25 protein-coding genes are annotated in these 26,842 nt (G+C 69.4%); 9 read left to right on the top strand and 16 right to left on the bottom strand.

Features of this window, described 5'->3' with window-relative positions; all coding sequences use genetic code 11:
- Positions 1-4: 4 nt before the first annotated feature.
- From FHR32_RS24200 to FHR32_RS24180, 5 genes are all read right to left on the bottom strand, one after another.
- On the bottom strand, positions 5-373 hold the full coding sequence (locus tag FHR32_RS24200; RefSeq protein ID WP_184756811.1) for a hypothetical protein: 369 nt from the start codon (positions 371-373) through the stop codon (positions 5-7).
- Between the two features lie 13 nt (positions 374-386).
- Positions 387-1,685 carry a hypothetical protein gene (locus FHR32_RS24195; protein ID WP_184756810.1) on the bottom strand — a complete coding sequence of 433 codons (1,299 nt, stop codon included), beginning with the start codon at positions 1,683-1,685 and terminating at the stop codon, positions 387-389.
- A 235-nt stretch (positions 1,686-1,920) separates the two neighbouring features.
- A complete protein-coding gene (locus FHR32_RS24190) occupies positions 1,921-2,271 on the bottom strand; it encodes a hypothetical protein (protein WP_184756809.1) in 351 nt (116 codons plus the stop codon).
- A gap of 74 nt (positions 2,272-2,345) precedes the next feature.
- Positions 2,346-2,990, bottom strand: coding sequence for a M15 family metallopeptidase (locus FHR32_RS24185; protein ID WP_184756808.1), 645 nt, complete (start codon positions 2,988-2,990; stop codon positions 2,346-2,348).
- 11 nt (positions 2,991-3,001) lie between these two features.
- The gene (locus FHR32_RS24180) at positions 3,002-4,171 is read right to left on the bottom strand and encodes an ROK family transcriptional regulator (protein ID WP_184756807.1); all 1,170 of its coding nucleotides are present in this window, start codon (positions 4,169-4,171) and stop codon (positions 3,002-3,004) included.
- A gap of 223 nt (positions 4,172-4,394) precedes the next feature.
- Here FHR32_RS24180 and FHR32_RS24175 point away from each other — a divergent pair, with 223 nt between their 5' ends.
- The 4 genes from FHR32_RS24175 (at position 4,395) to FHR32_RS24160 (ending at position 9,157) form a co-directional block, all read left to right on the top strand.
- Positions 4,395-5,726, top strand: coding sequence for an extracellular solute-binding protein (locus FHR32_RS24175; RefSeq protein ID WP_184756806.1), 1,332 nt, complete (start codon positions 4,395-4,397; stop codon positions 5,724-5,726).
- 4 nt (positions 5,727-5,730) lie between these two features.
- A complete protein-coding gene (locus tag FHR32_RS24170) occupies positions 5,731-6,747 on the top strand; it encodes a carbohydrate ABC transporter permease (protein ID WP_184756805.1) in 1,017 nt (338 codons plus the stop codon).
- Positions 6,744-7,595 (top strand): carbohydrate ABC transporter permease, encoded by an 852-nt coding sequence (locus FHR32_RS24165; protein ID WP_184756804.1) that lies wholly within the window; start codon positions 6,744-6,746, stop codon positions 7,593-7,595. The genes FHR32_RS24170 and FHR32_RS24165 overlap by 4 nt, the downstream gene beginning before the upstream one ends.
- 107 nt (positions 7,596-7,702) lie before the next feature.
- Positions 7,703-9,157, top strand: a complete 1,455-nt coding sequence (locus FHR32_RS24160; RefSeq protein WP_184756803.1) for a glycoside hydrolase family 3 protein — start codon at positions 7,703-7,705, stop codon at positions 9,155-9,157.
- A 517-nt stretch (positions 9,158-9,674) separates the two neighbouring features.
- On the opposite strand, the gene FHR32_RS24155 is transcribed toward FHR32_RS24160, so the two are convergent.
- A complete protein-coding gene (locus FHR32_RS24155; RefSeq protein WP_184756802.1) occupies positions 9,675-10,853 on the bottom strand; it encodes an ROK family transcriptional regulator in 1,179 nt (392 codons plus the stop codon).
- Positions 10,854-11,161: 308 nt separating this feature from the next.
- On the opposite strand from FHR32_RS24155, the gene FHR32_RS24150 reads away from it, so the two are divergent.
- Entirely contained in the window at positions 11,162-11,611 is a 450-nt protein-coding gene (locus FHR32_RS24150) for an RrF2 family transcriptional regulator (protein ID WP_184756801.1), read from the top strand.
- 541 nt (positions 11,612-12,152) lie between these two features.
- Here the strand turns inward: FHR32_RS24150 and FHR32_RS24145 are convergent.
- From FHR32_RS24145 to FHR32_RS24120, 6 genes are all read right to left on the bottom strand, one after another.
- A complete protein-coding gene (locus FHR32_RS24145) occupies positions 12,153-12,512 on the bottom strand; it encodes a helix-turn-helix domain-containing protein (RefSeq protein WP_184756800.1) in 360 nt (119 codons plus the stop codon).
- Between the two features lie 207 nt (positions 12,513-12,719).
- Positions 12,720-13,223: a CinA family protein gene (locus FHR32_RS24140; protein WP_184756799.1), complete on the bottom strand. Its 504-nt coding sequence runs from the start codon at positions 13,221-13,223 to the stop codon at positions 12,720-12,722.
- The gene (pgsA, locus tag FHR32_RS24135; protein WP_184756798.1) at positions 13,220-13,825 is read right to left on the bottom strand and encodes a CDP-diacylglycerol--glycerol-3-phosphate 3-phosphatidyltransferase; all 606 of its coding nucleotides are present in this window, start codon (positions 13,823-13,825) and stop codon (positions 13,220-13,222) included. The genes FHR32_RS24140 and pgsA overlap by 4 nt, the downstream gene beginning before the upstream one ends.
- Positions 13,826-13,850: 25 nt before the next feature.
- Complete coding sequence (rimO, locus tag FHR32_RS24130; RefSeq protein ID WP_184756797.1) at positions 13,851-15,260, bottom strand: 30S ribosomal protein S12 methylthiotransferase RimO; 1,410 nt, start codon at positions 15,258-15,260, stop codon at positions 13,851-13,853.
- A 67-nt stretch (positions 15,261-15,327) separates the two neighbouring features.
- On the bottom strand, positions 15,328-16,080 hold the full coding sequence (locus tag FHR32_RS24125; protein WP_184756796.1) for a helix-turn-helix domain-containing protein: 753 nt from the start codon (positions 16,078-16,080) through the stop codon (positions 15,328-15,330).
- 84 nt (positions 16,081-16,164) lie between these two features.
- Positions 16,165-18,684, bottom strand: a complete 2,520-nt coding sequence (locus FHR32_RS24120; RefSeq protein WP_184756795.1) for a DNA translocase FtsK — start codon at positions 18,682-18,684, stop codon at positions 16,165-16,167.
- Positions 18,685-19,130: 446 nt separating this feature from the next.
- Between FHR32_RS24120 and FHR32_RS24115 the strand changes: the two genes are divergently transcribed.
- Positions 19,131-19,616, top strand: coding sequence for a helix-turn-helix domain-containing protein (locus FHR32_RS24115; protein ID WP_184756794.1), 486 nt, complete (start codon positions 19,131-19,133; stop codon positions 19,614-19,616).
- 116 nt (positions 19,617-19,732) lie between these two features.
- Positions 19,733-20,497, top strand: a complete 765-nt coding sequence (locus FHR32_RS24110; protein WP_184756793.1) for an IclR family transcriptional regulator — start codon at positions 19,733-19,735, stop codon at positions 20,495-20,497.
- 22 nt (positions 20,498-20,519) lie between these two features.
- On the opposite strand, the gene FHR32_RS24105 is transcribed toward FHR32_RS24110, so the two are convergent.
- From FHR32_RS24105 to dapA, 3 genes are all read right to left on the bottom strand, one after another.
- Positions 20,520-21,452 carry a sugar kinase gene (locus FHR32_RS24105; protein WP_184756792.1) on the bottom strand — a complete coding sequence of 311 codons (933 nt, stop codon included), beginning with the start codon at positions 21,450-21,452 and terminating at the stop codon, positions 20,520-20,522.
- Between the two features lie 330 nt (positions 21,453-21,782).
- Positions 21,783-23,468, bottom strand: coding sequence for a ribonuclease J (locus tag FHR32_RS24100; protein ID WP_184756791.1), 1,686 nt, complete (start codon positions 23,466-23,468; stop codon positions 21,783-21,785).
- A gap of 155 nt (positions 23,469-23,623) precedes the next feature.
- The gene (gene dapA, locus FHR32_RS24095) at positions 23,624-24,550 is read right to left on the bottom strand and encodes a 4-hydroxy-tetrahydrodipicolinate synthase (protein ID WP_184756790.1); all 927 of its coding nucleotides are present in this window, start codon (positions 24,548-24,550) and stop codon (positions 23,624-23,626) included.
- 486 nt (positions 24,551-25,036) lie between these two features.
- On the opposite strand from dapA, the gene FHR32_RS24090 reads away from it, so the two are divergent.
- Positions 25,037-25,762 (top strand): GntR family transcriptional regulator, encoded by a 726-nt coding sequence (locus FHR32_RS24090; RefSeq protein WP_184756789.1) that lies wholly within the window; start codon positions 25,037-25,039, stop codon positions 25,760-25,762.
- Here the strand turns inward: FHR32_RS24090 and FHR32_RS24085 are convergent.
- Positions 25,759-25,911, bottom strand: coding sequence for a hypothetical protein (locus FHR32_RS24085; RefSeq protein WP_184756788.1), 153 nt, complete (start codon positions 25,909-25,911; stop codon positions 25,759-25,761). The genes FHR32_RS24090 and FHR32_RS24085 overlap by 4 nt on opposite strands.
- A gap of 247 nt (positions 25,912-26,158) precedes the next feature.
- Between FHR32_RS24085 and FHR32_RS24080 the strand changes: the two genes are divergently transcribed.
- Positions 26,159-26,800: a JAB domain-containing protein gene (locus FHR32_RS24080; protein ID WP_246467397.1), complete on the top strand. Its 642-nt coding sequence runs from the start codon at positions 26,159-26,161 to the stop codon at positions 26,798-26,800.
- Positions 26,801-26,842 lie beyond the last annotated feature (42 nt).

Genomic DNA, 26,842 nt, shown 5'->3' with positions numbered 1-26,842 from the left:
GTAGCTATAGGGAGTCCCGGGCCGCCTTGGCGGTGTTGCGGTGGCGATCGTGGTCAGGAACGCCGTCAAACCGGCATGGTGTCGCCAATTTTCTGCACTCAGCCCCCTGGTAGGCCCATCTCCGTGGTGGCCGGACGCAGCGGCCGCCGCCATCCAGCTTGGCCAGCTCGGCCTCCACGTCCACGGTGACCTGCTCGGCCGCGTTCACGTTGTCGATGAGCACGTGGTCGTGTGGGGTGCGCTTGCGGCCGGGTGGGGGGAGAGCCTTACCTCTTGGCCACGCACTCCGAGGTGTGGCGTACTTCAGCCCGTGGGCAGAATGGATGACCGTGCCGACGTGCTCGACGTCGTCGTGGTGGGCGCGGCCCCTCACGCGCCTGCGATTCCTATGCGGGGTTCAGGTCAGTCGTTTTGACCGAGAAGACGACCCGCTCCTCCTCGCCTTCGGTAAGTCCCCACAGCTCACCGGTGGCATACCACAGCGACAGATCCTCCGGCCGGTAGGCCCAACTCGTTTGGGAGTTGATCGTCCACGATGAGACTTCGCCATTGACCTCGACCGTCGTGACGCGCCGCCGGGGGTTCGGGCCGGGGTGCGAACCGGCTGACATGTTGAGGTAGAGGCGGTCGCCATTGGCCTGCACCCCTTGCACGTCGCTGATAGCGTCCGCCGGGCTCGCCGGAACGGTGGACACCCACGCCTGCACAGGTGTCGCGATGAGCCGGTAATCGCCGGCCTGGCCAGGCTGGAAGCGATAGCGGATCAGCTTGGTGCCGGCCAGGGAGGAAGAAGAACCGTCGGAGCGCTTGTACGTGCCCACCACCAGGCTCGCGCCCCCCGCGCTGTTGCGGTCCAGAGACATGTAGTCGAGGAGAATGGGGACTATGTAGTGTCGCACTTCCGGCATCACATAGCGGTAGTCACCGCCTCCGCCGTCCTTCTTCCGGTAAATCTTGCGGGTGTCGAACACTCGGATGGTGTGCTTGGTCGAGTCGGGTCCTGAATAGCCGTTCCAATTGGAGCTGGACGTCATGAAGAGGTAAGGCCCATACCAGGCCAGGCCGCCGCCGTGCCCATACACGCGTCTCAACTTCCCGCTCGCGTCCACCCACACGGGTAGCACCTTGCGGTAACGGCGCTCGTCCAGGTCCACCACCGAAAAGATCACCGAGTTGGTGCGGTAGTCCGGCGCGTTGGGATCGGGAGAGTTCTGCCAGGTCCAGCTGGTGATCAGTGCCCTGTGATCGCTGCCGATGGGCGTGCCGTCGAGCTGGGCCTCGCCCGAGGTGGCCAGGCCCTGCGGCACCCATGGTGAGTGTGGGACGTCTTGTTTGTCGCCCTGCGCCTGGGCGTCCCAGCAGAACCAGGAGCTGACCGGCAGTGTCGGTAGATACGCCGCCCGCCGTGCGCAGTCGGCGTCCTCGCTTCCCGGCAACGCCGTGCGGTCCGCTCCGCTGAGCACTCCGCCGATGCCCACCTGCTCGAACTCCGCAGCGAGTGGAACAGTGTACGGATCAGTCCCCGCACGCAAATCGAGACCGGCGAGGGCCAGCGGCTTGAGGGGTGCCGCCGCCGTTGTCGCGGCGGCCTTGCCTGCGACCGATATCGCTGGGGCAGCTGGGATCGATGCCGCCCCCAGTCCCACGACGGAAGCCAACGCGACCACCATCCACCGCTTCGCCACAGTAAGCCCTTCGTTCGCCGCTCGTTTGGGCACCAGGTATGGGTTTGCAGGGACTTGTGATCTTAGAAGGACGGGGCCTAGCAGACAAGATCGATTATTGGCAACTCGGCGCCCTCCTCCCGAACGTGGCCCAGCCCCAAGGTGAGCCGATCTGCGCAGGTCATCGGACTTCCGAGAACAGGACCGCCTCGCCAGCGTTCGCCGCCCGCCCGTCACCGCATGTCCCGGGGACGGCTCAGCTCCGTACGGCGACCGGTTCCGTGACGGGCTCGGTGACGGGCTCGGTGACGGGCTCGGTGACGGGCTCGGTGACGGGCTCGGTGACGGGCTCGGTGACGGGCTCGGTGACGGGTTCCGTGACCGGTCCGTGGCGCTGCCGCAGAGCCTGGAATCCGACCAGGTCGTCCGGGAGCGCGTCCGGTACGTCCACGTCGAACCGTGACAGCGTCCGGGTGCGCATCCCGACCAGCGCGGTGACGGCGATGGCGACCGCGAACAGCACGTACATCAGGCCGACGCTCCGGCCCTCGCCGGTGCCGAGCACGAGGCCGACCGTGCCGGCCTCCTGGTCGGCGCCGGTGTCCACCGCCCCCTGGCCTGGCGTGTCCCCGTCCCCGACCTCTAGTCTCTTCCCCTCCTCGACCCCGGCCGCCGCGCGGTTCAGACCGAGGTGGGGCCGTAGACGGCGGAGACGGCCCCGGTGGCCATGGCCCAGTAGCGGTCGCCGTAGGACCAGTGCCACCACTCGGTGGGGTAGTTGACCAGGCCGGCGGAGCCGAGCGCGCCCCCGAGGAGGTCGCGGTGGTGACGGGCCTCGGACGACAGGCCGCGGGCGTCGGTGTAACACGCGCCGCCGCTCTGCTCGGGGGTGGCGTTGAGCGGGCTGCCCATGTCGAGTTCGTCCCCGTCCTCTGTGCACAGGGTCAGGTCCACCGCCGCGCCCGCGGTGTGCGGGGCGACCTCGATGGGCGAGACGTAGCGGCTGGCCGCCACATAGATCTCCTCGGGCGACATTTTCGGAAATGTCACCCGCAACTCCGCCGAGTACTCCTCAAAGATCCGCTGCTGCATCGCCAACGGCCGGTAACCCTCCACGACCAGTAGCCGGTATCCGGACGGAAGGTGCGCCTGCGCGCCCTCCAGCCGGACCAGCAGCCCCTCCCGGAGATGGGCGAACGCCCCTTCGGGATCGGCCATCCGCCTGTCCACCCGCAACCGCCCCCGGACGTCCGCCAGCCGCTCCCCGGACTCCTCGACGGAGATCGCGGTGACCCGGGGATCAGAGATCAAAACGATGTCGCGCATAGCGGCAATTCTCACACCGTCTCGGAGAACACCTGCTCCCGGGCCTGATGAAGCGCCGAATCCAGAGCCCCGCGCAGCACCGGATTGCCCTGAACCTCGGTCACCACGACCCTCGGCCGGCTGGGGCAGACCCGGGCCACGGCCTCCTCGACCCTGGCCGCGAGCGCGGTCCCACCGGCCCGTCCGACGTCACCGCCGAGCACGATCAGCGCCGGGTCCAGGACCACGGCCACCGCCGCCGCGCCGACCGCCAGCCTCCCGGCCAGCTCGTCGAGGAATCCCTCCGCCCCCTCGGCGACGGCCGTACGGACGTAGTCACCGACGGAGCCGCCGGGGCGGCCGACGACCCCGTGCGCATCCGCCAGACCGATCACGGCGTCGCCCCCGACCAGCCGTTGGAACGAGCCGGACTGCGGCTCGCTCACGTCGGTGGGGAGCGGTTCCCCGGGGACGGGGAGCCAGCCGATCTCACCGGCGCCCCCGGTGAAACCGCGGTGGATGCGCCCGCCGAGCATGACCCCGAGCCCTTGGCCGATTCCCGCCCACACCAGCACGAAGTCATCCATGTCCAGCGCCGCGCCGTGCGAGCGCTCGGCCAGTGCGGCCAGGTTCACGTCGTTCTCGATCGTCACGGGGACGTCGAGGCCACGGCGGAGCCCGGCGAGCACCCCCTCGTGCCAGGAGGGCAGGTCGAAGGAGAACCGGACGTCGCCGGTGCGGGGGTCGACCACACCCCGGGTGCCGATCACGAAGGCTCGCAGGCCGGCCATGGGAATGCCCCCCGAGGCACACGCCTTCTCGACGGCGCTGTGCACGAGCTGTACCGGGTCGTCGTGGCCGTTGGGGTCCACCGCCACCTCGGCGAGGATCTCGCCGGTGATGTCGGCCACCCCGGCGCTGATCCGGTCCGGCAGCACGTCAAGCCCCACCACGTACGCGCACGACGGCACGACACCGTAAAGCGCGGCGTTGGGACCACGCCCACCGGACTGCTCACCGACCACCGTGACGAGGTCGCGCTCCTCCAGCCTGGCGAGCAGCTGACCTGCGGTCACCTTGGATAATCCGGTATATTCTCCCAGCTCAGCACGCGTGAGCGGGCCACTGGACAGCAGGAGTTCCAGTGCCGCGCGGTCATTGAGCCGGCGCAGCAGCTGAGGCGTTCCCGGACGTCTGGGCAAGGTCGACTCCCCCCGTCACGATCCGCTAACGATCGTTTCTTTTAAGAAAGTTTATTGTTAGTTTAGCCGTAGTCAGCCCGCAGGCAAGTGTCACAGCCAAGCTGCGGGATGTCAGAGCGCCGACCGTGAGGAGGCGCCTTCGACCAGGTGCGGCGAGGCACGGGGACCGCGCCGGCACCCGAAGTGCGACCCCGACGCGAAGCCGGGAAGGGAGAACCCCGAAGTGAAAATCACGAAGTTCGCGGTTACGACTGCTACCACCGCCGCCCTGGCCCTGGGCCTCGCCGCCTGTGGTTCCACCAGCGAGCCCGCCACGTCCGAGCCCCAGGCCGGCGCCTCCACCGCCGCCGCCGGCGGCCCGAAGTACGCCGGTCAGACGCTGACCGTGTGGCGTCTCGGCGACAGCAACCCGGCCGCCCAGAAGTACATGGACGACCTGAACGCGGCCTTCGAAAAGGAGTCGGGCGCCACGATCAAGCTTGAGTGGATCCCCTGGCCTCAGGTGAACGACAAGTTCACCGCCGCCGCCGCGGGCGGCGCCGGCCCGGACGTCACCGAGATCGGCAACGACCAGGTGCCGCTCTGGCAGAGCCAGGAGGCGCTCTCTCCGGTCACCGCCCTGATGCAGGCCGGCGACCAGGCCGAGATCCCGAAGAACCTGCTCGGCCTGGAGACCATCGACAACGAGGTCTACGCCCTGCCCTGGGGTGCCGGTTCCCGCGCGGTCCTCTACCGCAAGGACTGGTTCGCCGACCTCGGCATCGAGGTTCCGAAGACGTGGGACGAGCTGGTCGCGGCGGCCAAGAAGATCCAGGCCAAGAAGGGCAAGGACGTCGACGGCTTCGCCTTCAACGGCGGCTCCGACGCCAACCACCTGCTCGGCGCGCTCGCCTGGTCCGAGGGCGGCGAGTACGCCGTCAAGGAGGGCGACAAGTGGGTCGGCAAGGTGACCGACCCCAAGTTCAAGGCCGGTTTCGCCACCTACACCAGCCTGGTCACCGATGGTCTGTCCGGTAAGTCGCGTCTCACCCAGAACACGGTGGACATCCGCAAGCGGTTCGCCAACAACAAGGTCGGCATGTACCTGACCGCCGGCTGGGACCTGCCCGGCATCGAGGTGGACAGCAAGGGCAAGCTGAAGGCCGACAAGCTGGCCTTCTTCCCGCTCCCCGCCAAGTCCGGCGGCGAGGCCCCGTCCTTCTTCGGCGGCAACGACATCGCCGTCTGGGACGGTGCCAAGAACAAGGAACTCGCGTCCGAGTATCTGAAGCTGGCCACCAACAAGGAGTGGGCCGGCCGCTACGCCACCGAGGGCGGTCTGCTGCCGATCTACCCCGAGGCGCTGGCGAAGCTGAGCTCGGACCCGGCGCAGGCTCCGTTCGCGGCGGCTTTCGCCAAGGCCAAGGCCTTCCCCGCCGACTCCAACTGGACCGAGGCCAACGAGACCAAGGCCGTGCTGCAGAACGCCGCGCGGTCCGTCATCGAGGGCAAGGCCACCCCTGACGAGGCTCTCACCAAGGCCAACGGGGAAATCGAAGAGATCCTGAACCAGTAGACACATGACGAACACGTCTACGATCGCCCGGGGCGGAGGCAACCCCTCCGCCCCGGGGCGGCGCCGCCACAGTCAGCAACGACCCGCCAAGGCCAGCGGGCTCCCGCCCAAGGCCATCCCGTACGTCCTGCTCGTACCCGGCCTGCTGGTGATCGCCGGACTGCTGCTCTACCCGCTGTTCCAGATGATCGTCATCTCCTTCCAGAAGGTCGGCATCCCCCAGATCAACGGCAAGAAGCCGGCGACCTGGGTGGGCTGGGACAACTACACCAAGATCCTCGACAACGAGGTCTTCTGGTCATCCCTCCGCAACACCGTGGTGTTCGCCGTCATCACGGTGACCCTGACACTGGTCCTCGGGACCGCGGTCGGCACGCTGCTCAACAAGCTGGGCAAGAAGATGTCCACGTTCGTGGTCATCGGCATCATGTCCGCCTGGGCCGTGCCGCCGGTCGCCCAGGGCGTCATCTGGCGGTGGCTCTTCGACGCCGACGCCGGGATGATCAACTGGGTGCTCAACCTGCTCCCCGACTGGCTGTCCAACCTGCTGTTCGGGCGGGCCGACTGGACCGGCGAGCCCTGGCTGAACGACGCGATCACCATCTACCTGGTGCTGATCATCTGCGTGGTCTGGGCGTCGTTCCCGTTCATCGCGGTGTCGGTGCTGGCCGGTCTCAAGGGCATCCCCACGGAGCTCTACGAGGCGGCCAGAGTGGACGGGGCCACCCCCTGGCGGATCTTCAGGAAGATCACTTTCCCGCTGCTCAAGCCGGTCTTCTCGGTGCTGACGATCCTGTCCATCATCTGGAACTTCAAGGTCTTCAGCCAGCTCTACGTGCTGATGAACGGGCCGACCAACCGCGAGGCGTTCAACCTCTCCATGTTCTCCTTCGCCGAGGCCTTCCGCAGCCCGCCGAAGATGGGCACCGGGGCGGCGATCGCGGTGATCCTGACGCTGCTCCTGCTCGTCGTCACCGCCTTCTACGTCCGGCAGATCGTGAAGACGGAGGAGATCCGATGACTCCGATCGCGCGCAAGCGCCTCAGGAAGGCCGCGCTCAACACGGCCGGCGTCCTGGTCTTCGTCTTCGCGGTGTTCCCCGTCTACTGGATGGTCTCGACCGCCTTCAAGAGCAACGACCAGATCTTCACCACGGACTTCATCCCGTTCCCCACGCATTTCACCTTCGAGCACCTGGACCGGGTGCTCAGCGAGGGCGTGGCGGGCAACTCCATCTGGCTCTACATGCGCAACAGCGCGATCGTCGCCCTGGGCACCGTACTCATCGGCGCCGTCTTCGCGCTGCTGGCGGCCACCGCCATCGCCCGCTTCACGTTCAAGGGCCGCAACAGCTTCCTGGTCCTGTTGCTCATCGTCCAGATGATCCCGTCCGAGGCTCTGCTCATCCCGCTCTTCCTCAACGTCAAGCGGCTCGGTCTCTACGACCAGCTGCTGGGCCTGATCGTCATCAACGTCGGCCTGACCCTCCCCTTCGGCATCTGGATGCTGCGCACGTTCGTCGCCGCGGTGCCCAAGTCCCTGGAGGAGGCCGCCTGGATCGACGGCGCCAGCCGGTTCGTGACCTTCTGGAAGGTCCTGTTCCCGCTGGTGGCACCCGGCCTGGTGGCGACGAGCATCTTCTCGTTCATCACCGCCTGGAACGAGCTGATCTTCGCACTCATCCTGATGTCCGACTCCTCGGGCTACACGATGCCGGTCGCGATGCAGTTCTTCTTCGGGCAGCGAGGCACGGACTGGGGCGCCATCATGGCCTGCTCCACGATGATGACGATCCCCGTGGTCATCTTCTTCCTCCTGGTGCAGCGGCGGATGGTCACCGGCCTCGTCGCCGGCGCCGTCAAGGGCTGATCCCCTTCCCCCAGCCCTGGTACGGCTCGGCACCCACAAGGCGCGAGCCGTACCAGCCCTGTCCACGTTCGAAGCCCGCCATCTCAGGTAAGGAATCACGTAGCGCCATGTCTGAGTACATCGCGGACCCCAGCGACCAGGGGCTGCGCCGTCTCGCAGCCGGCACGTTGCTCGTCGCCTTCCAGGGCACCACCGCTCCCGAATGGGTGCTGCGGGAGCTTGCGGGCGGCCTGGGCGGGGTCACCCTCTTCGGCTTCAACGTCGCCGACTCCGCACAGCTCTCCGCGCTCACCGGCCGCCTGCGTGAGGCCGGCGACCCGGTCATCTCGCTGGACGAGGAGGGCGGCGACGTCACCCGGCTCGACTACCACGTGGGGAGCCCCTACCCCGGCAACGCCGCCCTGGGTGCGGTCGACGACGTCGAGCTGACCCGGCGCGTCTACCGGTCCATCGGCGACGATCTGGCCCGGTGCGGCGTCAACCTGGACATGGCCCCGTCCGCCGACGTGAACACCGCCGACGACAATCCGGTGATCGGAACCCGCTCGTTCGGGCCGGACACCGCACTGGTCGCCAGGCACACCGTCGCGGCCGTCCACGGCCTGCAGTCGGCCTACGTGGCCGCCTGCGTCAAGCACTTCCCCGGTCACGGCGCCACCCGGCAGGACTCCCACCTGGAGATCCCGCTCGTCGACGCCTCCATCGAGCTGCTGCGCGAACGCGAGCTGGCACCCTTCCGCGCCGCGATCGGCGCCGGGACCAAGTCGATCATGACCGCGCACGTCCGCGTCCCCGCGCTGACCGGTACGGTCCCCGCCACGCTGTCGGCGGCCGCACTGACCGGTCTGCTGCGCGGCGAGATGGGTTACGACGGCGTGGTCGTCACCGACGCCCTCGACATGCGCGCCATCACCGAGAGCGTCGGCCTGGCCGGCGGCGCGGTGCTCTCGCTCGCCGCCGGGGCCGATCTCCTCTGCCTGGGCCCGCTACCGGTCGAGGACGATGTCCGCCGGATCATCGACGAGATCGTCGCCGCGGTGGGAGACGGGCGGCTGCCCGCTGCCAGGCTGGAGGCCGCGGCCGAGCGCGTGGCCCGCCTCCGTGCCTGGTCCGGCACGCCCCAGACGGGCCGGGCCGAGGAGAGCGTGATCGGACTGACCGCGGCCCGCCGCGCGGTCACCCTCACCGGTTCCGCATCCCCGCTGGTCAACCCGCTGGTAGTCGAGGTGGACACCCCACCGACCATCGCGGTCGGCGACGTGCCGTGGGGATTCGCGCTCCTGATGCCACAGGTGGAGGTCGTCCGGGTCAAACCGGAGGCCGCGGACGTGCCGGCCATTCTGGAACGTGCCGTCGGCCGTTCCCTGGTCGTCGTGGTCAAGGACGCCCACCGCTACGAGACCAGCCAGACGGTGGTGTCCGCGCTGCTGGCCACCCGTCCGGACACCACGGTCGTGGAGATGGGACTGCCGGTCTGGCGCCCCGAGGGGGCGACCTATCTGGCCACGTACGGCGCGGCCCGCGCCAATGCCCAGGCCGCCGCCGAACTCCTGAGCCTCTGAGGCTCGGACGCGGGCGTCTCCTGTGCGGCGAGGAATCACGCTCGTGAAACGAGGCGGACGCCCACCGGCGTGGGCAGCCCCAGCCCCGCTTTCACCGGGAAGTTTCCTGTCTGTTCATCCACTCCGGACGCCTCACCTGCGGCACACCTGAGACAGACAGCTCACGATGGACCGGACCGGAGGCATTGATGATCGTTCGCGGGGGACCCCCTGGGTGTCGGCCCGGCTCGACACGCTACTGTCCCGGCGCCCCGACGCGGTCGTGGTGGAGATGGGCCTGCCGGGCCCCGGAACCCCGGCGGCACACACATCACCACGTACGGAGCGACGAGCGCATGGGGCCAGGCCGCGGCTGAAATCCTGACCGGCCACTCCTCGACGGCTCCCGCCGGCTCACGCTGAAGCGGCCCCGCCACGACGAGGATCTCCCCTTGGCCACAGGCAGGCGACGCGAGCCGTGAGGAACACGTGGGAACGCCACTCCGCTCGACCGCCCGGCCCCATCCGGGCCAAACCCTCAGGACGCGAAGATCTCCTCCCGTGCCTGCTCCAGGGCCGCGAGGACGGCACCGCGCAGCACCGGATTACCCCCCACCTCGCTGGGCACCACCTGCGGGCGGACCGGGCAGATCCGGGCCACCGCCTCCTCGATCCTGGAGGTGAGCACGCTCCCGCCCGCCTGGCTGACCTCACCGGCGAGCACCACGAGCCCGGGATCGAGCACGACGCACACCGACGCCACGCCCAGCGCCAGCCGCCCGGCGATCTCGTCCAGCAGGGGTTCTCCGGGCTCCCCCGCCTTGACCGCGGCCGCCACGCACTCGGCCGCGCTCTCCCCCGTGAAGCCGTACATGGCGGCGAGTTCGGCGACCGCCTCGGCGCTGACCAGCGACTGCAGGCCGCCCGCGAGCGACGGCAGCCGTCCGGGCACCGCCCGCACGTCCTCGGCCAGCGGCACGCCGGGCACCGGGAGATAACCGATCTCACCCGCGCTGCCGGACCGGCCGCGATACAGCCGGCCACCGAGCACGACGCCGAGGCCGATGCCGCGGCCCACCCAGAGCAGCACGAAGTCGTCGACACCGCGTGCCGCGCCCAGGGTGCGCTCGGCGACGGCGACGAGGTTCACGTCATTCTCGATCTTGATGTCGCGGCGCAGGTCACGGGCGAGCGCCTCGTGGATGCCCTCGTGCCAGCCCGGCAGGTCGAAGGAGAACCGCACGTCTCCGCTCCGGGGGTCGACCACACCCGGGGTTCCGATCACGACCGTCCGCAGTTTGGAGAGCGCGACCTTGGCCGATCGGCACGCCTTGACCACGGAGCTGTGGACGAGGGCGACCGGATCGACGTGCCCGCTGGGCGCGACCTTCGCCTCCGAGACGATCTCCCCGTGGATATCCGCGATGGCCGTGGTGACGAATTCCGGGCCGACATCCAGCCCCGCCACATAGGCAGAAGAGGCAATAATCCCATAAAGGGCCGCATTGGGCCCTCTTCCCCCTGCCAGTTCGCCCGCCACCTCGACGAGGCCACGGCCCTCCAGCCGGGCGAGCGTCTGCGACGCGGTCACCTTGGAAAGGCCGGTGAGCTCCCCGATCTGGCCCCGCGTCAGCGGTCCCGAGTCGAGCAACAGCTCCAGGGCGGCCCGGTCGTTGATCTCCCTCAGCAGCCTGGGCACGCCAGGACGTCGCTCCATACGCATGCTCTCTTGTCCGCCGTTTCCCCGTCAGCTTTACATTCGTACAAGAATAGCGATCCTATTCATTAATAAAGCTTCCTGATAGTTTAGCCCCGCGCATGACGGGCGGGGGGCCACGGGGGTGCCCCCTGCCGCGCCATCCGCCCACCGGGCCCTCCCCTCTCCCGCGGCCGGACGGACAGGGTCCCACCGGTCCGCCCCGGTCACAGCGGTCCGCCCATGACGGCGGAGAGCGACGGACGCCGGCTCGGCGCTTCTGCCCCCTCGCGCCTAAGCAGTCAATAGCAGGCGGGATAATCGACTACATGCGCCTATCCGCTCGTGTCGACTATGCCCTGCGCGCCGCCGCCGAACTGGCCGCGGCCGGTGAAGGACCAACCACCGTGGGTGAGCTGGCGAAAGAGCAGGACATGCCTCCCAAATACCTGGAGAACATCCTCCTGCAGATGCGCCGGGCCGGCCTGGTCCGCGGCCAGCGTGGCCCCGAGGGCGGCTACGTTCTGGCCCGTCCCGCCACTGAGATCACCCTGGCCGATGTGATCCGCGCCGTGGACGGCCCGCTGGCCAACGTGCGGGGCGAGCGGCCCGAGCACGTCGACTACCGGGGTCCCGCAGAGTCGTTGCAGCAGGTCTGGATCGCGCTACGGGCCAGCGAGCGGGCGATTCTGGAGGAGGTCACGCTCGCCAGCGTGGCCGCCGGAACGCTCCCGGAGCGTGTCCGCCAGCTCGCCGCCGACCCCTCCGCATGGGACTGAGCGGGCTCCCATGCCCGAGGGCGACGTCGTCTGCCGCACCGCGAGGCGGCTCAGCCAGGCGCTGAACGGCCGGCCTCTGACCCGTTCCGGCTTCCGGGCGCCCGCTCCCCCGGGTGACGTGGTCCGCCTGGTGCTGGCCAACGTCGAATGGCAGGCGGTGGGAGTGAAGCTGGGCGTGGTCGGCCTGGTGACGACCGCGGAGGAGCATCGCCTCGTCGGGCATCGGCACCATCTATCGGGCCGAGACGCTGTCCGAGACGTTGTTTCTCGCGGGGATCTCGCCGTGGCGGCCCGTGGAAGCGGTCGAGGACATGGGAGCGGTGGTGAGGCTCGCGCAGAGATTGCTGCACGCCAACGGAGAGCGCAGCAGCAGGGCGACAACCGGTGATCTCCGCCCGAGGCGGGGCACCTGGGTCTACGGCAGGTCGGGAAGACCGTGCCTGCGCTGCGGGCATCGGGTCAGTCGCGGGGAGATGGGGGCACAGCCGCAGGAACGGCTGATCTTCTGGTGCCGTCACTGCCAGCCGGACAGCCCGGCCGGTTAGGCTGCGACCATATCGTTGACCTCGGGAAACACAGAATCCGAGATGGCACCGGGCACGGTCTCGGCAATCGGCAGACGCTCCCGTTCGGGGACGTCACCGGAGAGCACCGGGGCGTGCTGAAGCTCGGCCAGCGCGAACTGGTCGGACACCTCACGGAGCACCTGTGAAAGCGGCACGCCAAGGGCGCCGCAGATTGACGCGAGCAGCTCAGAAGAGGCCTCCTTCTGACCACGTTCCACCTCGGACAGGTATCCGAGTGAAACACGGGCCAGTGTGGACACCTCACGCAAGGTGCGACTCTGCCGCACCCGCAGCCGCCGCAGCACGTCACCGAGCAGCTGACGCAGCAGGACCATCTGTCGCTCCCTCCCCGGCGCGGGCGTCTTCGCGACACTCCGCGCGATCGGTTCGTGCCGCCCGTTCTTTGAACGCGACCCTTGGTACATACTCCTCGCCGTCATCATCGCTTGACCTTTACCTCACTCACATCTCCACCGTACCCGTATCCACCGACACCGCGGCAGACCGTGGTGAGCATGTTCGCTGGGGACGTAACGCGGTAATCACCCGGAATGTTCCCCCGCGTTCGCCTCCAGCACACCTTGAAGTAAGTCCACTGCCTCATTCACCGTCGCTTGCCGGATCTCCTCACGTGTCCCGGCAAGGTGGAGGTCTCGGTGCCATACCCGCCCATCGGGCCCGCTAACGGCCAGGTGCACAGTGCCCACCGGCTTGCCGTCCTGCGGGTCCGGACCGGCCACCCCGGTGGCGGACAGACCATAGGTGGAGCCGGTGAGTTCGCGCACGCCGGTCGCCATCGCCGCCGCGACCCGTGGATGCACGGCGCCCTCGCGCTCCAGCAGATCCGCGGGAACGCCCAGCAGGCGGTGCTTGAGATCGGTGACATAGGAGATGACCCCGCCCACGAAAGCCGCCGACGCGCCGGAGGGACCGGTGAGCGCCGCGCCGATCAGCCCGGCCGTCAGCGACTCGGCCACCGCGACCGTCTCGCCCCGGCGGACGAGCAGCGAGAGCACGGTGGTGGTGGCCAGCAGGCGGTGGGTCATTGGGCACGCGCCCGTTTCGCCACCTGCCGCAGCTTGACCGCGCGGACCACGTAGTCGAGCCCGGTGCCCACGGTCACGACGGTCGCCGCGCCCATCACGGCCCAGCGGATCGGCTCGGGCACGCCCGGCCACATGTAGGAGACGATCGCCGCGATCTGCAGGACGGTCTTCACCTTGCCGCCGTAGCTGGCCGGGATGACGCCGTGCCTGATGACCGCGAAGCGCAGGATGGTGACTCCCACCTCCCTGCCGAGGATCACGACGGTGACCCACCAGGACAGCTCGTCCAGGGCCGACAGGCTGATCAGCGCGGCACCGATCAGGGCCTTGTCCGCGATCGGATCAGCGATCTTCCCGAAGTTGGTGACCAGTCCGTAGCGACGGGCCAGCTCACCGTCGAGCAGATCGGTGAGCGAGGCCACCAGGAAGACCACCAGTGCGGCGACCCGCCAGCCGGAACCCGGCAGGAAGAGGCAGACCGCGAAGAACGGAACCATCGCCAGTCGTATCACCGTGACGACGTTGGCGATGTTCCACACACTCACCTTGGGGTGCGCGGCTGCCTCGGTCGAGTCGGTGCCGGTCTCTGGCGTGTTGGTCATACGCTCTCCCGGCCCGGCGGCGCACTCATGAGGCCGCCTTGATGCGGGCGATCAGGTCGACCCCTTCGGAGTCGACCACGACGGCCCGGACGATCTGACCGGGGACCAGGCCGATGCCCTGGACGGTGACGGAACCGTCGACCTCCGGCCCCTGGTGGGCCGCACGGCCTTCGTAGCCACCGTCGCCGAGGTCCTCCTCGATGAGGACGTCCACCTCGGTGCCGATCCGCTCCTCGGCCCGCTGGGCCATGAGCTCCTCGGCCAGCTCGGTGAGCGCGCTCACGCGGGCGTCGATGGTCTCCTGGTCCAGCTTCCCGGGCAGCACGGCCGCCTCGGTGCCGTCCTCGTCGGAGTAGCCGAAGACGCCGATCACGTCGAGCCTGGCCTCCTGGAGGAAGGCCACCAGCTCACCGAACTCCTCCTCGGTCTCACCCGGGAAGCCCACGATGAAGTTGGAGCGCACGCCCGCCTCGGGAGCGGTCGCCCGGACCGTCTCCAGCAGGCCGAGGAAGCGCTTGGGGTCGCCGAAGCGGCGCATCCGGCGCAGCACCGAGCCGCTGGCGTGCTGGAAGGAGAGGTCGAAGTAGGGGGCCACGCTCTCGGTTGAGGCGATCATCTCCAGCAGGCCCGGACGGAGCTCGGCCGGCTGCAGGTAGCTGACCCGCACCCGCTCGATGCCCTCGGTGGCGGCCAGGGAGGGGAGCAACTTCTCCAGCGCCCGCAGGTCGCCGAGGTCCTTGCCGTAGGAGGTGGAGTTCTCGCTGACCAGCACGAGTTCCTTGACGCCCTGCTCTGCCAGCCAGGCGGCCTCGCCGAGGAGCTCGGCGGGGTCACGTGAGACGTAGGCGCCGCGGAAGGCGGGGATGGCGCAGAATGTGCAGCGCCGGTCACAGCCGGAGGCCAGCTTCAGCGAGGCCACCGGCCCGTCGCCCAGGCGCTTGCGCAGCGGCCGGGGGCCGCTGGCCGGAGCCACGCCCTCGGGCAGCTCACCGTGGCCGGGGATGTTGGTCTTGGGGGCGGCGGCACGCTCGACCGGCGAGATGGGGAGCAGGGTCCTGCGGTCGCGTGGACTGTGCGGGACGAGCGATCTGCCCTCCAGCACGTCGTCGAGGCGTGTGCCGATCTGGGTGTAGTCGTCGAAGGAGATGACAGCCGCCGCCTCGGGCAGCGCGTCGGCGAGCTGATCGCCATAACGCTCGGCCATGCAGCCCGCGGCGACCACCTTGGCGCCGGAGTCGGCTGCGGCGAGCAGCGTGTCGATGGAGTCCTTTTTCGCTGAGTCGATGAAGCCGCAGGTGTTGACGACGATGACATCGGGGTCATCGTCGCCCACCTGCCAACCGGCAGCCTCGAGACGCGCGGCGAGCTCCTCAGAGTCGACCTCGTTGCGCGCGCAGCCCAGTGTGATCAGCGATGCGGTTCGGCGGGATGACATGGTGAACACTACGGTATCGGGAGTTGGCCACTACCGATGCACCTCCCCCCGGTTCAACATCGGTCACCTAACGCGGTTCACGCGCGGATGTCCCGTAGGAGCGGCTGAGAACCTGCCCGGAAGGACCGGGGGTCCCGAGGTTCTTGCCGTTCACCCGGACCCGGAAGGCCCCTCCGTCGCCGAAGGTGACCTTCACTCCCTTCTTCGCCTTCCACACAGAGGTCTTCCCCTCCTCCATCATTCCGGAGAAGAGTCTGCGCCCCCCGGCCTCTCTCACGTCGAGCCAGGCCGGACGGACCGCCTTGACCTGGAAGAGCACCGGCTCGCCCCGCTTGCCGGCCGGCACCCTCTGCAGGCCGAGCGCGTCGACCGATGCGGCCGACGGCGGAACGGCCGGCGCCGAGGCCTGTCGGACCACTGCCGCGGGCGTGTCGTCCCCGCTCCCGCCCATCATCTTCACCACGCCGAACACCACGACGATGGCCAGCGCGACCGCCATGGCGGTCGTCCAGTTGGGCGAACGGCTTTCCCGGATCTTTATGGGCGTGTCGGCCTGGAAAACACTGGCCGCACGGACCGGCAACGGCACGCCGCCGTGTAGTTCGTCGTATTCGTGCACCATGGCCTCGGGATCCAGCCCGACGACCTTGGCGATGTTGCGGACGTGTCCCCGCGCGTAGAAGTCTCCCCCGCACTGGGAGAAGTCATCCCGTTCGATCCCGTGGATCAGTGCCTCTCGAACGCGCGTACGCGCGCTCAACTGGCCGACCGTCAGACCCGCCGCCCGACGCGCCTCTGCCAGATTGCTGCCAATACTCATAGCGCACGCCCCTCAGCCCCCGACGCTGCGTAGTGAGTCCTATTCAATCAGTAATCGGACGAGAGGCGTACAACCGGGGGGTCATTATCCGCGCAGGTCGGCGAGGAGGCCGGCGAGCTCGTCGGGCTTGACCATCACCTCCCGTGCCTTCGATCCCTCGCTCGGCCCGACCACGTTCCTGCTCTCCAGCAGATCCATCAGGCGGCCCGCCTTGGCGAAGCCCACCCGCAACTTCCGCTGGAGCATCGAAGTGGAGCCGAACTGGGTGGTCACGATCAGCTCGGCCGCCTGGACCAGCAGGTCGAGGTCATCGCCGATGTCCTCGTCGATCTCCTTTTTCGCCGTTGAGACGGCGGCCACGTCGTCGCGGTACTCGGCCTTCATCTGGGTCTTGCAGTGCGTGACGACCTCGCCGATCTCCTTTTCGGAGACGAAGGCGTTCTGCAGCCGCATGGGTTTGCTCGCGCCCATCGGCAGGAACAGCGCGTCGCCCTGGCCGACCAGTTTCTCGGCGCCGGGCTGGTCCAGGATGACCCGGGAGTCGGCCAGCGAGGAGGTGGCGAACGCGAGGCGGGAGGGGACATTGGCCTTGATCAGGCCGGTGACGACGTCCACCGACGGCCGCTGGGTGGCGATCACCAGGTGGATGCCGGCCGCGCGGGCCAGCTGGGTGATGCGGACGATGGAGTCCTCGACGTCGCGCGGGGCGACCATCATCAGGTCGGCGAGCTCGTCCACGATCACCAGCAGGTAGGGGTAGGGCTTGTAGACCCGCTCGCTGCCCGGCGGCGGCACGAGCTTGCCCGCGCGCACCGCCTTGTTGAAGTCGTCGACGTGCCGGAAGCCGCTGGCGGCCAGGTCGTCGTAGCGGCGGTCCATCTCGCCCACCACCCATTCCAGCGCCTCGGCGGCCTTCTTGGGGTTGGTGATGATCGGCGTGATGAGGTGCGGGATGCCCTCGTAGATGCTGAGCTCGACCCGCTTGGGGTCGACCAGCACCATGCGCACCTCGTCCGGGGTGGCGCGCATCAGGATCGAGGAGATGAGCCCGTTGACGCAGACCGACTTGCCCGCGCCGGTGGCGCCCGCGATGAGCAGGTGCGGCATCTTGGCCAGGTTCGCCACGATGGTGCGGCCCTCGACGTCCTTGCCCAGGCCGACGATCATCGGATGCTGGTCGGCCTGGGCCACCTGGGAGCGCAGGATGTCGCCGAGCGACACGAGGTCCTTGTCGGTGTTCGGTATCTCGACGCCGATGGCCGACTTGCCGGGGATCGGGCTCAGGATCCGTACGTCCACCGACTTGACCGCGTAGGCGATGTTCTTGGTGAGCGCGGTGACCTTCTCGACCTTGACGGCCGGGCCGAGCTCGATCTCGTAGCGCGTCACCGTCGGCCCGCGGGTGAACCCGATCACCTGGGCGTCGATGGCGAACTGCTCCAGCACACTGGTCAGCGCGTTGACCACGACGGTGTTGGCCTTGGTCTGCGGCTTGGGCGCGCTACCCGGACGCAGCAGCTGCGTGTCGGGCAGGGTGTAGGGGCCGTCCTGCGAGGAGAGCACCAGCTGCTCGACTTTGCGCGGCGCCGGAGTCGGCTCGGGCGCCTCGGCCCGGCGGACCGGGGCCTCCTCCTCCGCGCTCTCCACCAGTCCCGGCACGATCTCCGGGGAGTGGTCGGCGAGCGGCCTGTTCCGGGGTTCGGTGACGACCGGCGTGTCGTACGGCTTGACGTTGTCGCCGGTCTCGGCCTCCTCATCGGGCTTCTTGCGCGGAGCCCGTTTCCTGGGCTCACGGGCCCCGGCCGGGACGTCACGGTTGAAGAGCATGTGCTTGATCTCGGCCAGCCGCTCCGGAATCCGGTGCACAGGCGTGGCGGTGATCACCAGGACACCGAAGCCGGACAGGATCAGCAGCAACGGGATGGTGACGAAGGCGGGCAGGATGCTCGCCGGAGGCGCCGAGACCACGAAGCCGATCATGCCGCCGGCGGCCGCCACCTTGTCCATGCCGTCGGAGCCGCCGCCCGAGGGGTACGGCGTGTCGTGCACGACGTGCACGATGCCGAGAACCCCGATGGTGAGGGCGGACCATCCGATGATCATCCGGCCGGTGTCGGCGTTCTGGTCCGGATGGCGCAGCAGCCGCCAGGCCAGCAGCGCCAGCAGGATGGGGATCAGCCAGGCCAGCGATCCGAACACGCCGTGCATGACGGCGTTGACGACCGTGGAGACCGTGCCCGTGCTCTCCCGCCAGGTCATGGCGGCCAGCACGATCGCCCCGGAGAACACCGCCAGGCCGAGTCCGTCACGGCGGTGCACCGGATCGAGCTCTCGCGCGTTCTGCCCCAGGGCACGCGCCGCGCTGCCGATGCCGCCCGCGAGCAGCATCCAGATCCCCATGAACAGCTTGCCGATCATGGTGAAGACCCAGCCGATCGGGTCCTGGTTCGGCGTGACGGGCCTGCGGGCCGAGGTCGTGGTCTTCGTCCGCGCGGTGGAGGCCCGCCTGGCGGGGGCCGTACGGGACGAGGAGGACCCGGACCGGCCAGAGGACCTCTTGGCAGAGGTCTTACCTGAGGCGCCTTTAGACGTACGGGTGGCCATGGTAATGAGGCTAGCGAGACGCATGGTGAATCGCATGCAGGCTCGCCGGGACCGGTACGGACCCTACCCGCCCGCCCCCGCGATACGCCGGTCCGAGGACCGGCGGCGATGCCGTTGAGCGCGGTGCACACGGCCACCGTGGTCATCTCGCGGGCCTTCCGGTCCAGGCCGCGCTCGAAACGGTCGTCGGTGCCGGTCGGAGCGGCAGAGGAGTGCTGTGCGCCGTCCGTGCACCAGAATGGAGAAGGTGGAGCGCGCTCCAGCGCAAACGAGGTCCGGCCTGCCGTCGAGACGGAGCAGACAGAGCAGACGGAGCGGGTGGCGTCCCGCGACCCGCCCGAACCACACGCGGTGACTGTAAAAATCACTCCAGGCGGTGGTGACGGCGCGCAGCGCGCCGCCACGTTGACGCCGTTCCGGTGAGACGCCAGGACAGAGGAGTCGGGATGGACACGCGGGCCCCCGTCAAGTCGGCCGATCGGACGATCGCGCTGCTGGAGACGCTGGCACGGGCCGACCGCCGGTTGACCCTGGCCGATCTCCAGCGCGATCTTGGTTACCCCAAGTCGAGCCTCTACATGCTGCTGCAGACTCTGGTCGGCCGGGGCTGGGTCGAGTGTGACCCCACGGGCTCCGCCTACGGCATCGGCGTGCGCGCCCTGCTCGTCGGCACCTCCTACCTCGACCGCGACCTGCTCCTGGCCGAACTGGAGCAGGCCCGGGCACGCGGCTACGCCAGTGAACGCGAGCAGAACGTTCCGGGGCTCGGCTGCTTCGCGGTGGCCCTGCCCTACCGGCTTCCGGTGACGGACGCGATCAGCGCCTCGATCCCGCTGGTCCGCCTCGACGAGGCCCACCAGGGGCACATCGTCGCCGCCCTGGTCCAGGCCGCCCGGCAGATCACCGATCTGTTGCGCGACAGCGCTGTCTGACTCCGGCACGGAGGCCGGCGCCGGTGCTCTCCACACCGGCACCGGTGTGAGCGCGCTGTGGCCATGGCTCGGTGACGGGGCCGGCCGGCGGCACGCTGACCATTAGGCTCACGAGCGTGGTCAGGGAAGGCAGTTCCATCGACAAGGCGCTGGCGGTGCTGGAGGCGATCGCCGAGCACCATCGTGTGACCGACATCGCCGCCGCGACGGGGGTGTCCAAGTCGACCGTCCATCGCATCCTCCAGTCGTTGGTCGAGTGGGGGTTCGCACGGGCCGACGGCAGCGGGGGCTACGAGCCGGGCCCACGCATCCTCACCCTGGCGGGCCGTGTCATGCACCGGTTCGACCCGGCCCGCCAGGCCTCCGGGGCGCTGAGCGCCCTGCACGAACGCACCGGCTACACCACGCACTTCGCGATCCGCAGCGGTGACGAGGCGGTCTACGTCGACAAGCTCGAGGGCCGCCGGCCGTACCAGATGCCCTCGCGCGTCGGCATGAGCCTGCGTCTGCACTGCACCGCCATCGGCAAGGCCGTGCTCGCCCAACTCTCCGACGACGAGGTCCGCGCCGTCTGCGTCCGCACGGGCCTGCCCGGCATGACCCCCACCACGCTGACGACCGTCGAGGACCTGCTGGCCCACCTCGCCGAGGTGCGTGCCCGCGGCTACGCGATGGACGACGAGGAGAATCTCCCCGGCGTCCTCTGCGTCGGAGCGCCGGTCTTCGACCACACCGGCCAGGTGCTCGGCGGCATCTCCATCTCTGCTCTCGCCATGGACATGAGCCGCGACGACCTCGAGCGGTTCGCGCCCGAGGTCGTCACCGCCGCCCGCGAGGTCTCCCTGGCCCTCGGCGCCCCGTCACCCGCCGCCCGCCGCTGACCCGCCGCGAGACGGGCGGCCCTCAGCCGAGCATGGCCTCGATCTCGTCGTGAGCGGCCACCCTGCCGGTGCCGCCCCGACCGCCGAGACTGATCGAAGCGGCGGCCGTACCGGCCCGGACCGCCTCCGGCAGGCTCTTCCCCCCGGCGAGCCACGCCGCCAGGGTGCCCGCGAAGCTGTCGCCCGCGCCTGTCTGGTCGACGACCTCCGCGGCCCGGAACGCCGGGACGAGTACCGGTGCGGCATCCCCTTCGGCCAGCAGCACGCCCCCTTCGCCGAGAGTCACGGCCACGGCTCCGGCGCCCAGTGCCCGACAGGCGCGGGCGACCTCGTGAGGCTCGGTGAGGCCGAGAAGCGCGCCGCTGTCGCCGGGTGAGGAGATCTTGACCAGGGCGGAATGCGGGGCCACGTCCCGCAGGACGGCTGCGGCGGCCTCCGGGGTGGTGAGCCGGGAGCGGAAGTTGGGGTCGTAGACGACCCGGCCCGACGCCGCCTTGGCCGCGTGCCGTACGGCCCGCGCACAGGAACCGGAGATGGCGGCCGTGATGCCGCCGAGCAGCACCACGCGGGCGTCCCCCACCGGGGAGCGGTCCACGTCCTCGGGGCTCATACGTGAGGCGGCGCTGCCGTTACGGAAGTAGGCGAAGGCGCGCTCCCCCGACGGGTCGGCTCCGACCGCGTAGGCGCCCGTGGGCCCTTCGCCCCTGACCATCCACCGCGTGTCCACGCCACGCCCGGCCGCGAAGCCGATCAGGCGCTCGCCGAACTCGTCGGCCCCCACGCGGGTCACCAGGGCCACCCGTGCGCCCTGTGCGGCGGCGGCCACCGAGGCGTTGAGCGCGTCACCGGAGAAGGACAGGTGAAAGGTTCCGGCCTCGGACAGGGCCCGGTCCGCGGAGAACTCCACGAGCGGCTCGCCCAGCACGACCACATCCACGACAGCTTCTTGTTTCATGTAGTGGAATATAGTATTACGTTATGCAACATGTCGGCTGGAGATCGATATGCCGGACATCACTGTCGAGTGACCTCAGGGGCGGACCTTCGAGCGGCGGCGTCCCACGGCGGCCCTCAGACGCCCGCGGCGGCCCGTCCGGCATCCAGGTCGGCGTCCGGGGCGGGTCGACCCGGACGCCGCGGTCCTGACGGCTCTCCGCCTCCGGCAGGCCCATCGCCGAGCGCGTCCGCGCCCCTCGTGGACAGCCGTCTACGCGATCACCCCGACGGGCGACGGCCCGCATCGGGGCCGTACGGTGGCCGGTGCGGCCACCGTACGGTGACGGGATCAGACCTCGATCACCACAGGGACGATCATCGGACGGCGGCGATAGGTGTCGCTCACCCAGCGCCCGACGGTCCTGCGGACCACCCGGCGGATCTGCTGGATGTCCACCACCCCGTCGGCCGCGTGTTCCTCCAGGGCCTTCTCGATCTGCGGGAGGACCTCCTCCAGCCGGTCGGGGTCGATGCCCGATCCCCTGGCGTGGATCTCCGGGCCGCCGGCCAGCTTGCCGTTGGCGGTGTCGACCACGATGACGACGGAGATGAAGCCCTCCTCGCCCAGGATCCGGCGGTCCTTCAGCGCGAAGTCGGTGACGTCGCCCACCGAGGTGCCGTCCACGTAGACGTAACCGGCGGGGACCGCTCCCACGACCTTCGCGCGGCCGTCGAGCAGATCCACGACGACACCGTCCTCGGCGATCACGATGTGGTCGCCGGGCACCCCGGACAGCGCGGCGATCTTGGCGTGTGCCCGCATGTGCCGCCACTCGCCGTGCACCGGCATGAAGTTGGACGGCCGGGTCACATTGAGCAGGTAGAGCAGCTCGCCCGCGGCGGCGTGCCCGGAGACGTGCACCTTCGCGTTGCCCTTGTGCACCACGCGGGCGCCCCATCGGGCCAGCCCGTTGATGACCTTGTTGACGGAGGTCTCGTTGCCCGGCACGAGCGAGGAGGCCAGCAGCACGGTGTCGCCCTCGGCGACCCTGATGGGGTGGTCACGGTTGGCCATGCGCGACAGCGCCGCCATCGGCTCGCCCTGGGACCCGGTGCAGATGAGCACCACGTCCTCCGGCGGCCAGGTCTCGATCTCCTTGGAGTCGACGATCAGGCCCGGCGGCACCTTCAGGTAGCCGAGGTCGCGGGCGATGCCCATGTTGCGCACCATGGAGCGGCCGACCAGCGCGACCTTGCGGCCGTGGTGGTTCGCGGCGTCCATGACCTGCTGGACGCGGTGGACGTGGGAGGCGAAGCTCGCCACGATCACGCGCTTCTCCGCGGTACGGATCACCTCGTCGATGACCGGCGCGATCTCCCGCTCGCTCGTGACGAAGCCCGGCACCTCGGCGTTGGTCGAGTCGGACATCAGCAGGTCGACGCCTTCGGCGCCGAGCCTGGCGAACCCTCCCAGGTCGGTCAGCCGTCCGTCGCTGGGCAGCTGGTCCATCCGGAAGTCTCCGGTGTGCAGGACGATGCCCGCGGGCGTCCTGATGGCGACGGCCAGCGCGTCCGGGATCGAGTGGTTGACCGCGAAGAACTCGCACTCGAACGGCCCGAACTGGTGCCGCTCCCCTTCGACCACTTCCATCTTGGACGGCTGGATGCGGTGCTCGGTGAGCTTGGCCTCGATCAGCGCCAGCGTCAGCTTCGACCCCACGACCGGGATGTCGCGGCGCTCGCGCAGCAGGTACGGCACGGCGCCGATGTGGTCCTCGTGCCCGTGGGTGAGCACCACGGCCTCGATGTCGTCCAGGCGGTCCCGGATGTATTCGAAGTCGGGCAGGATCAGGTCGATGCCCGGCTGGTCGGGCTCGGGGAAGAGCACCCCGCAGTCGACGATCAGCAGGCGGCCTTCGTACTCGAACACCGCCATGTTGCGGCCGATCTCACCGAGACCGCCCAGCGCGACGATGCGTAGCGCGCCTTCGGGCAACGCCGGCGGCGGCCCGAGTTCGGGATGGGGGTGACTCATTCGGCCACACCTCTCTTACAAACGTCGGCGGATCTCCCGGACGCCAGGACTGCTCCCTCGCCGAGCACTCCGCCCTTCGGCGGACGGCTGTGTCCTCTGTCGTTCAAACTCCCGTTCCTCCCCACTGCGACCGATGCCGGTCGCCCCGTTCCTTCTCATGACACAACCCCGTCGGACGGCTTCACGCCGCCCGCGATCAAGTCTTCTCTCAGCTGCGCGACCTGCTCTTCGGTGGCCTCCGCCAACGGCGGTCGCACCGGTCCCGCGGATCGCCCCACCAGGGTCAGCGCCGCCTTCGCCATGATCGCACCGCCGGCCTGCGTCATGATTCCCGAGATCACCGGGAGCAGCCTGCGGTGGACGGCGAGCGCGCCCGAGACGTCGCCCGAGCGGTACAGCTCAATCATCGCAGCGATCTCCGCGCCCACGACGTGCCCGACGACGCTGACACACCCCGCGGCTCCGACCGAGAGCCACGGCAGGTTGAGGGTGTCGTCGCCCGAGTAGAACACCAGGTCGGCGGCCGCCATCACCTGCGACCCTGCGAACAGGTCGGCTTTGGCGTCCTTCACCGCGACGATCCGCTCATGGCGGGCCAGCCGTACGAGCGTATCGCTCTGGATGGGCACACCGCTGCGGCCGGGAATGTCATAGAGCATGACCGGCAGGGCGGTGGCGTCGGCGATGGCGGTGAAATGGCGGTAGATGCCCTCCTGAGGGGGCTTGCTGTAGTAAGGCGTCACCAGCAGGAGACCATGGGCCCCGGCGCGCTCGGCGCCGCGGGCGAGCTCGACGCTGTGACGGGTGTCGTTGCTGCCCGCCCCGGCCACGACGGCGGCACGGTCGCCGACCGCTTCGACGACGGCGCGCAGAAGGCGATCTTTCTCGTCGTCGGAGGTGGTCGGGGACTCACCCGTCGTGCCGCTCACGACGAGACCGTCGTTGCGCTGCTCGTCCACGAGATAGGCCGCCAGGCGCTGCGCTCCCTCGTAGTCGACCGCGCCACCGTCGGTGAACGGCGTGACCATGGCGGTCAGCATCCGGCCGAAGGGCGCGTCGAAGGTTCCAGTTGGCACTGCCATAGACCGAACGGTACCCGGATCCCTACAGACGGTGGACCCCGCCACCCCGTCTAGCCTCGGTACATCATTGGACTCAAGGGTGGATACCCCTTCAAAACTCCCTACTTGCCGCCTTAGCGGTAGATACATCGCGCCGATCGACGGCTTCCGGCCGAGGTGCGGCCGGGGTGCGGCCGCCACCCGAAGGTAGAAGATCGACTATCGCTTCTCATAAGGATGAGAAAGACGCGAGGTTTTACATCCGCTCCACGCCGTCAACATCCCCTCAAAAATGAAGAAGACCGTCGATATGTGCTCGGGGGTACACACATCGACGGCCTCTACCGATGAATCGCAGGCGCTTACGCGGGTGTTACACGGTCTCTGAGATATTTTCCGCCGCTTTCAGGGCGACGTCAAAGTTGGAGCTCCAAATTACCGCCATTACCCTGAGTTGTCCATCGAATACGACAGGATGGGACGCCTGTCGAACCCAGGGATGGACACGTGGCAACCTCCGATCCTGTCTACCTGCGCGTCGTCGCCGACATCCGCCGCCAGATCGTCGACGGCTCCCTTCCCCCAGGCGCACCGATCCCCTCCCGTGCCCAGCTCACCCGCAAATACGGCGTGGGCGAGACGGCCGCCCGTCACGCGCTGCGTGTGCTGGCCGCCGAGGGGCTGATCGTCGGCCGCGTCGGCTCCGGTCACTACGTCCGGGCCCAGCCCGTGCTGCTCCCCCTGCACCGCATGCGCTTCCACGACCACCACACCCCCTTCGGCGCCGACGTCTCATCCCACGGCACCCGCACCACCTGGGACTGGCGGGCCGAACCCGCGGAGGCGACCCCGGACATCGCCCAGCGACTGCGCCTGGACGACTCCGCCCCGGTGACCCGCACCCACTACGTCTTCCGGGGGGACGGCAGGCCGATCCAGCTCGCCACCTCCTACGAACCCGCCGAGTTCGGTGAGGCCGCCGCCGAGGAGAACCTCCGCGGCCCGGTCGCCCGCCTGTCCACCCTCGGATTCAAGATCACCGAGATAGTGGAGCAGGTCTACACCCGCGTCCCCCAGCCCACCGAGAGCGACACCCTGGCCCTTCCGGGAGGCATCCACGTGCTGCATGTGGAACGGACCCACTGGGCCGGTGACCGGCCGGTCGAGACCAGCGACATCGTCATCCCCGGCGACCGCTACCGCCTGGTCTACGCCCACTCCCTGCAGCCCTAGACCGCCGGGACCGCCAGGCAGGACGCCCCCGGTGCGTCCGAGCCCGCCACGGCCGGTGAGCCCAGCCATGCGGACAGGGCCGTCTCCAGCGAGCACGGATCCACCTGGCCGGCGTCGGCGGCCCAGGCGACGACGTCGTCGAAGACCACATCGCCCTGCCGAACCGCTCCTTCGACGCCCTGGAGCGGACGCTGGCCCCCCTCTGAGGGGCTCTTCGCCCCCCACCTGCGGGCCCCGCCCAGCGGGTGGCAGGGCTCGGACGGGGCAGATGAGAGCTCCCGGAGAGACACCCCGGAGCGTGACCGGCACGCCACCCTGCGGCGCCGGAATGTCGGTGCCCCCTGATACAACCGATCTGGTTTCCCGAGCCGGAGGTGCCGATTGCGCGTCAAGGACATGCCCCCCAACGACCAGCCGCGCGAGCGCCTCCTGTCGGGCGGCGCGACCGCCCTGGCCGACCGGGAGCTGCTCGCCCTGCTGATCGGCTCGGGGAGCCGGGGCACCAACGCCGTGGAGCTCGCCTCCCACCTGATCGCCCACTGCGGTGACCTGCGCGGACTGGCCCGCTCCGATGCCCACCGCCTGATGTCGGTCCCCGGCATCGGCCCCGCGAAGGCCGCCCGGGTCGTCGCTGCCTTCCATCTCGTACGGCAGGCGCAGTCAGAACCGGAGCGCCGCCGGATCACCTGCTCGGGAGATCTGGCCACCGTCGCCTCCCCGCTCCTGCGCGGCCTCAGCCACGAACGTCTGATCGTCGTGGTCTGTGACCCGAGCGGGGCGGTGACCCGCAAGACGATCGTCAGCGAGGGGGGCAGCGACCACACGCCGGCCCCCGTCCGCGAGATCATCACCACCGTCCTGACCTCCGGCGGATCCTCGTTCGGCCTGGCGCACAACCACCCCAGCGGCTCCCTCGACCCCAGCCCGGCCGACCTGGAGGTCACCGCCCGCCTCAGTGAGGCCGCCGAGACCGTCGGCCTCCGCCTCCTCGACCACGTGATCGTCACCGACACCGCCTGGCGCCGCATCACCTCCTGACGGTGGCCCCGTGCCACCCGGTCGGCACGGGGCCACCGCTTC

The organism is Streptosporangium album (assembly GCF_014203795.1).
Lineage (GTDB): Bacteria > Actinomycetota > Actinomycetes > Streptosporangiales > Streptosporangiaceae > Streptosporangium > Streptosporangium album.
Note: the sequence above shows the minus strand (reverse complement) of the source record. Positions and strands in the feature narration are given on the sequence as shown.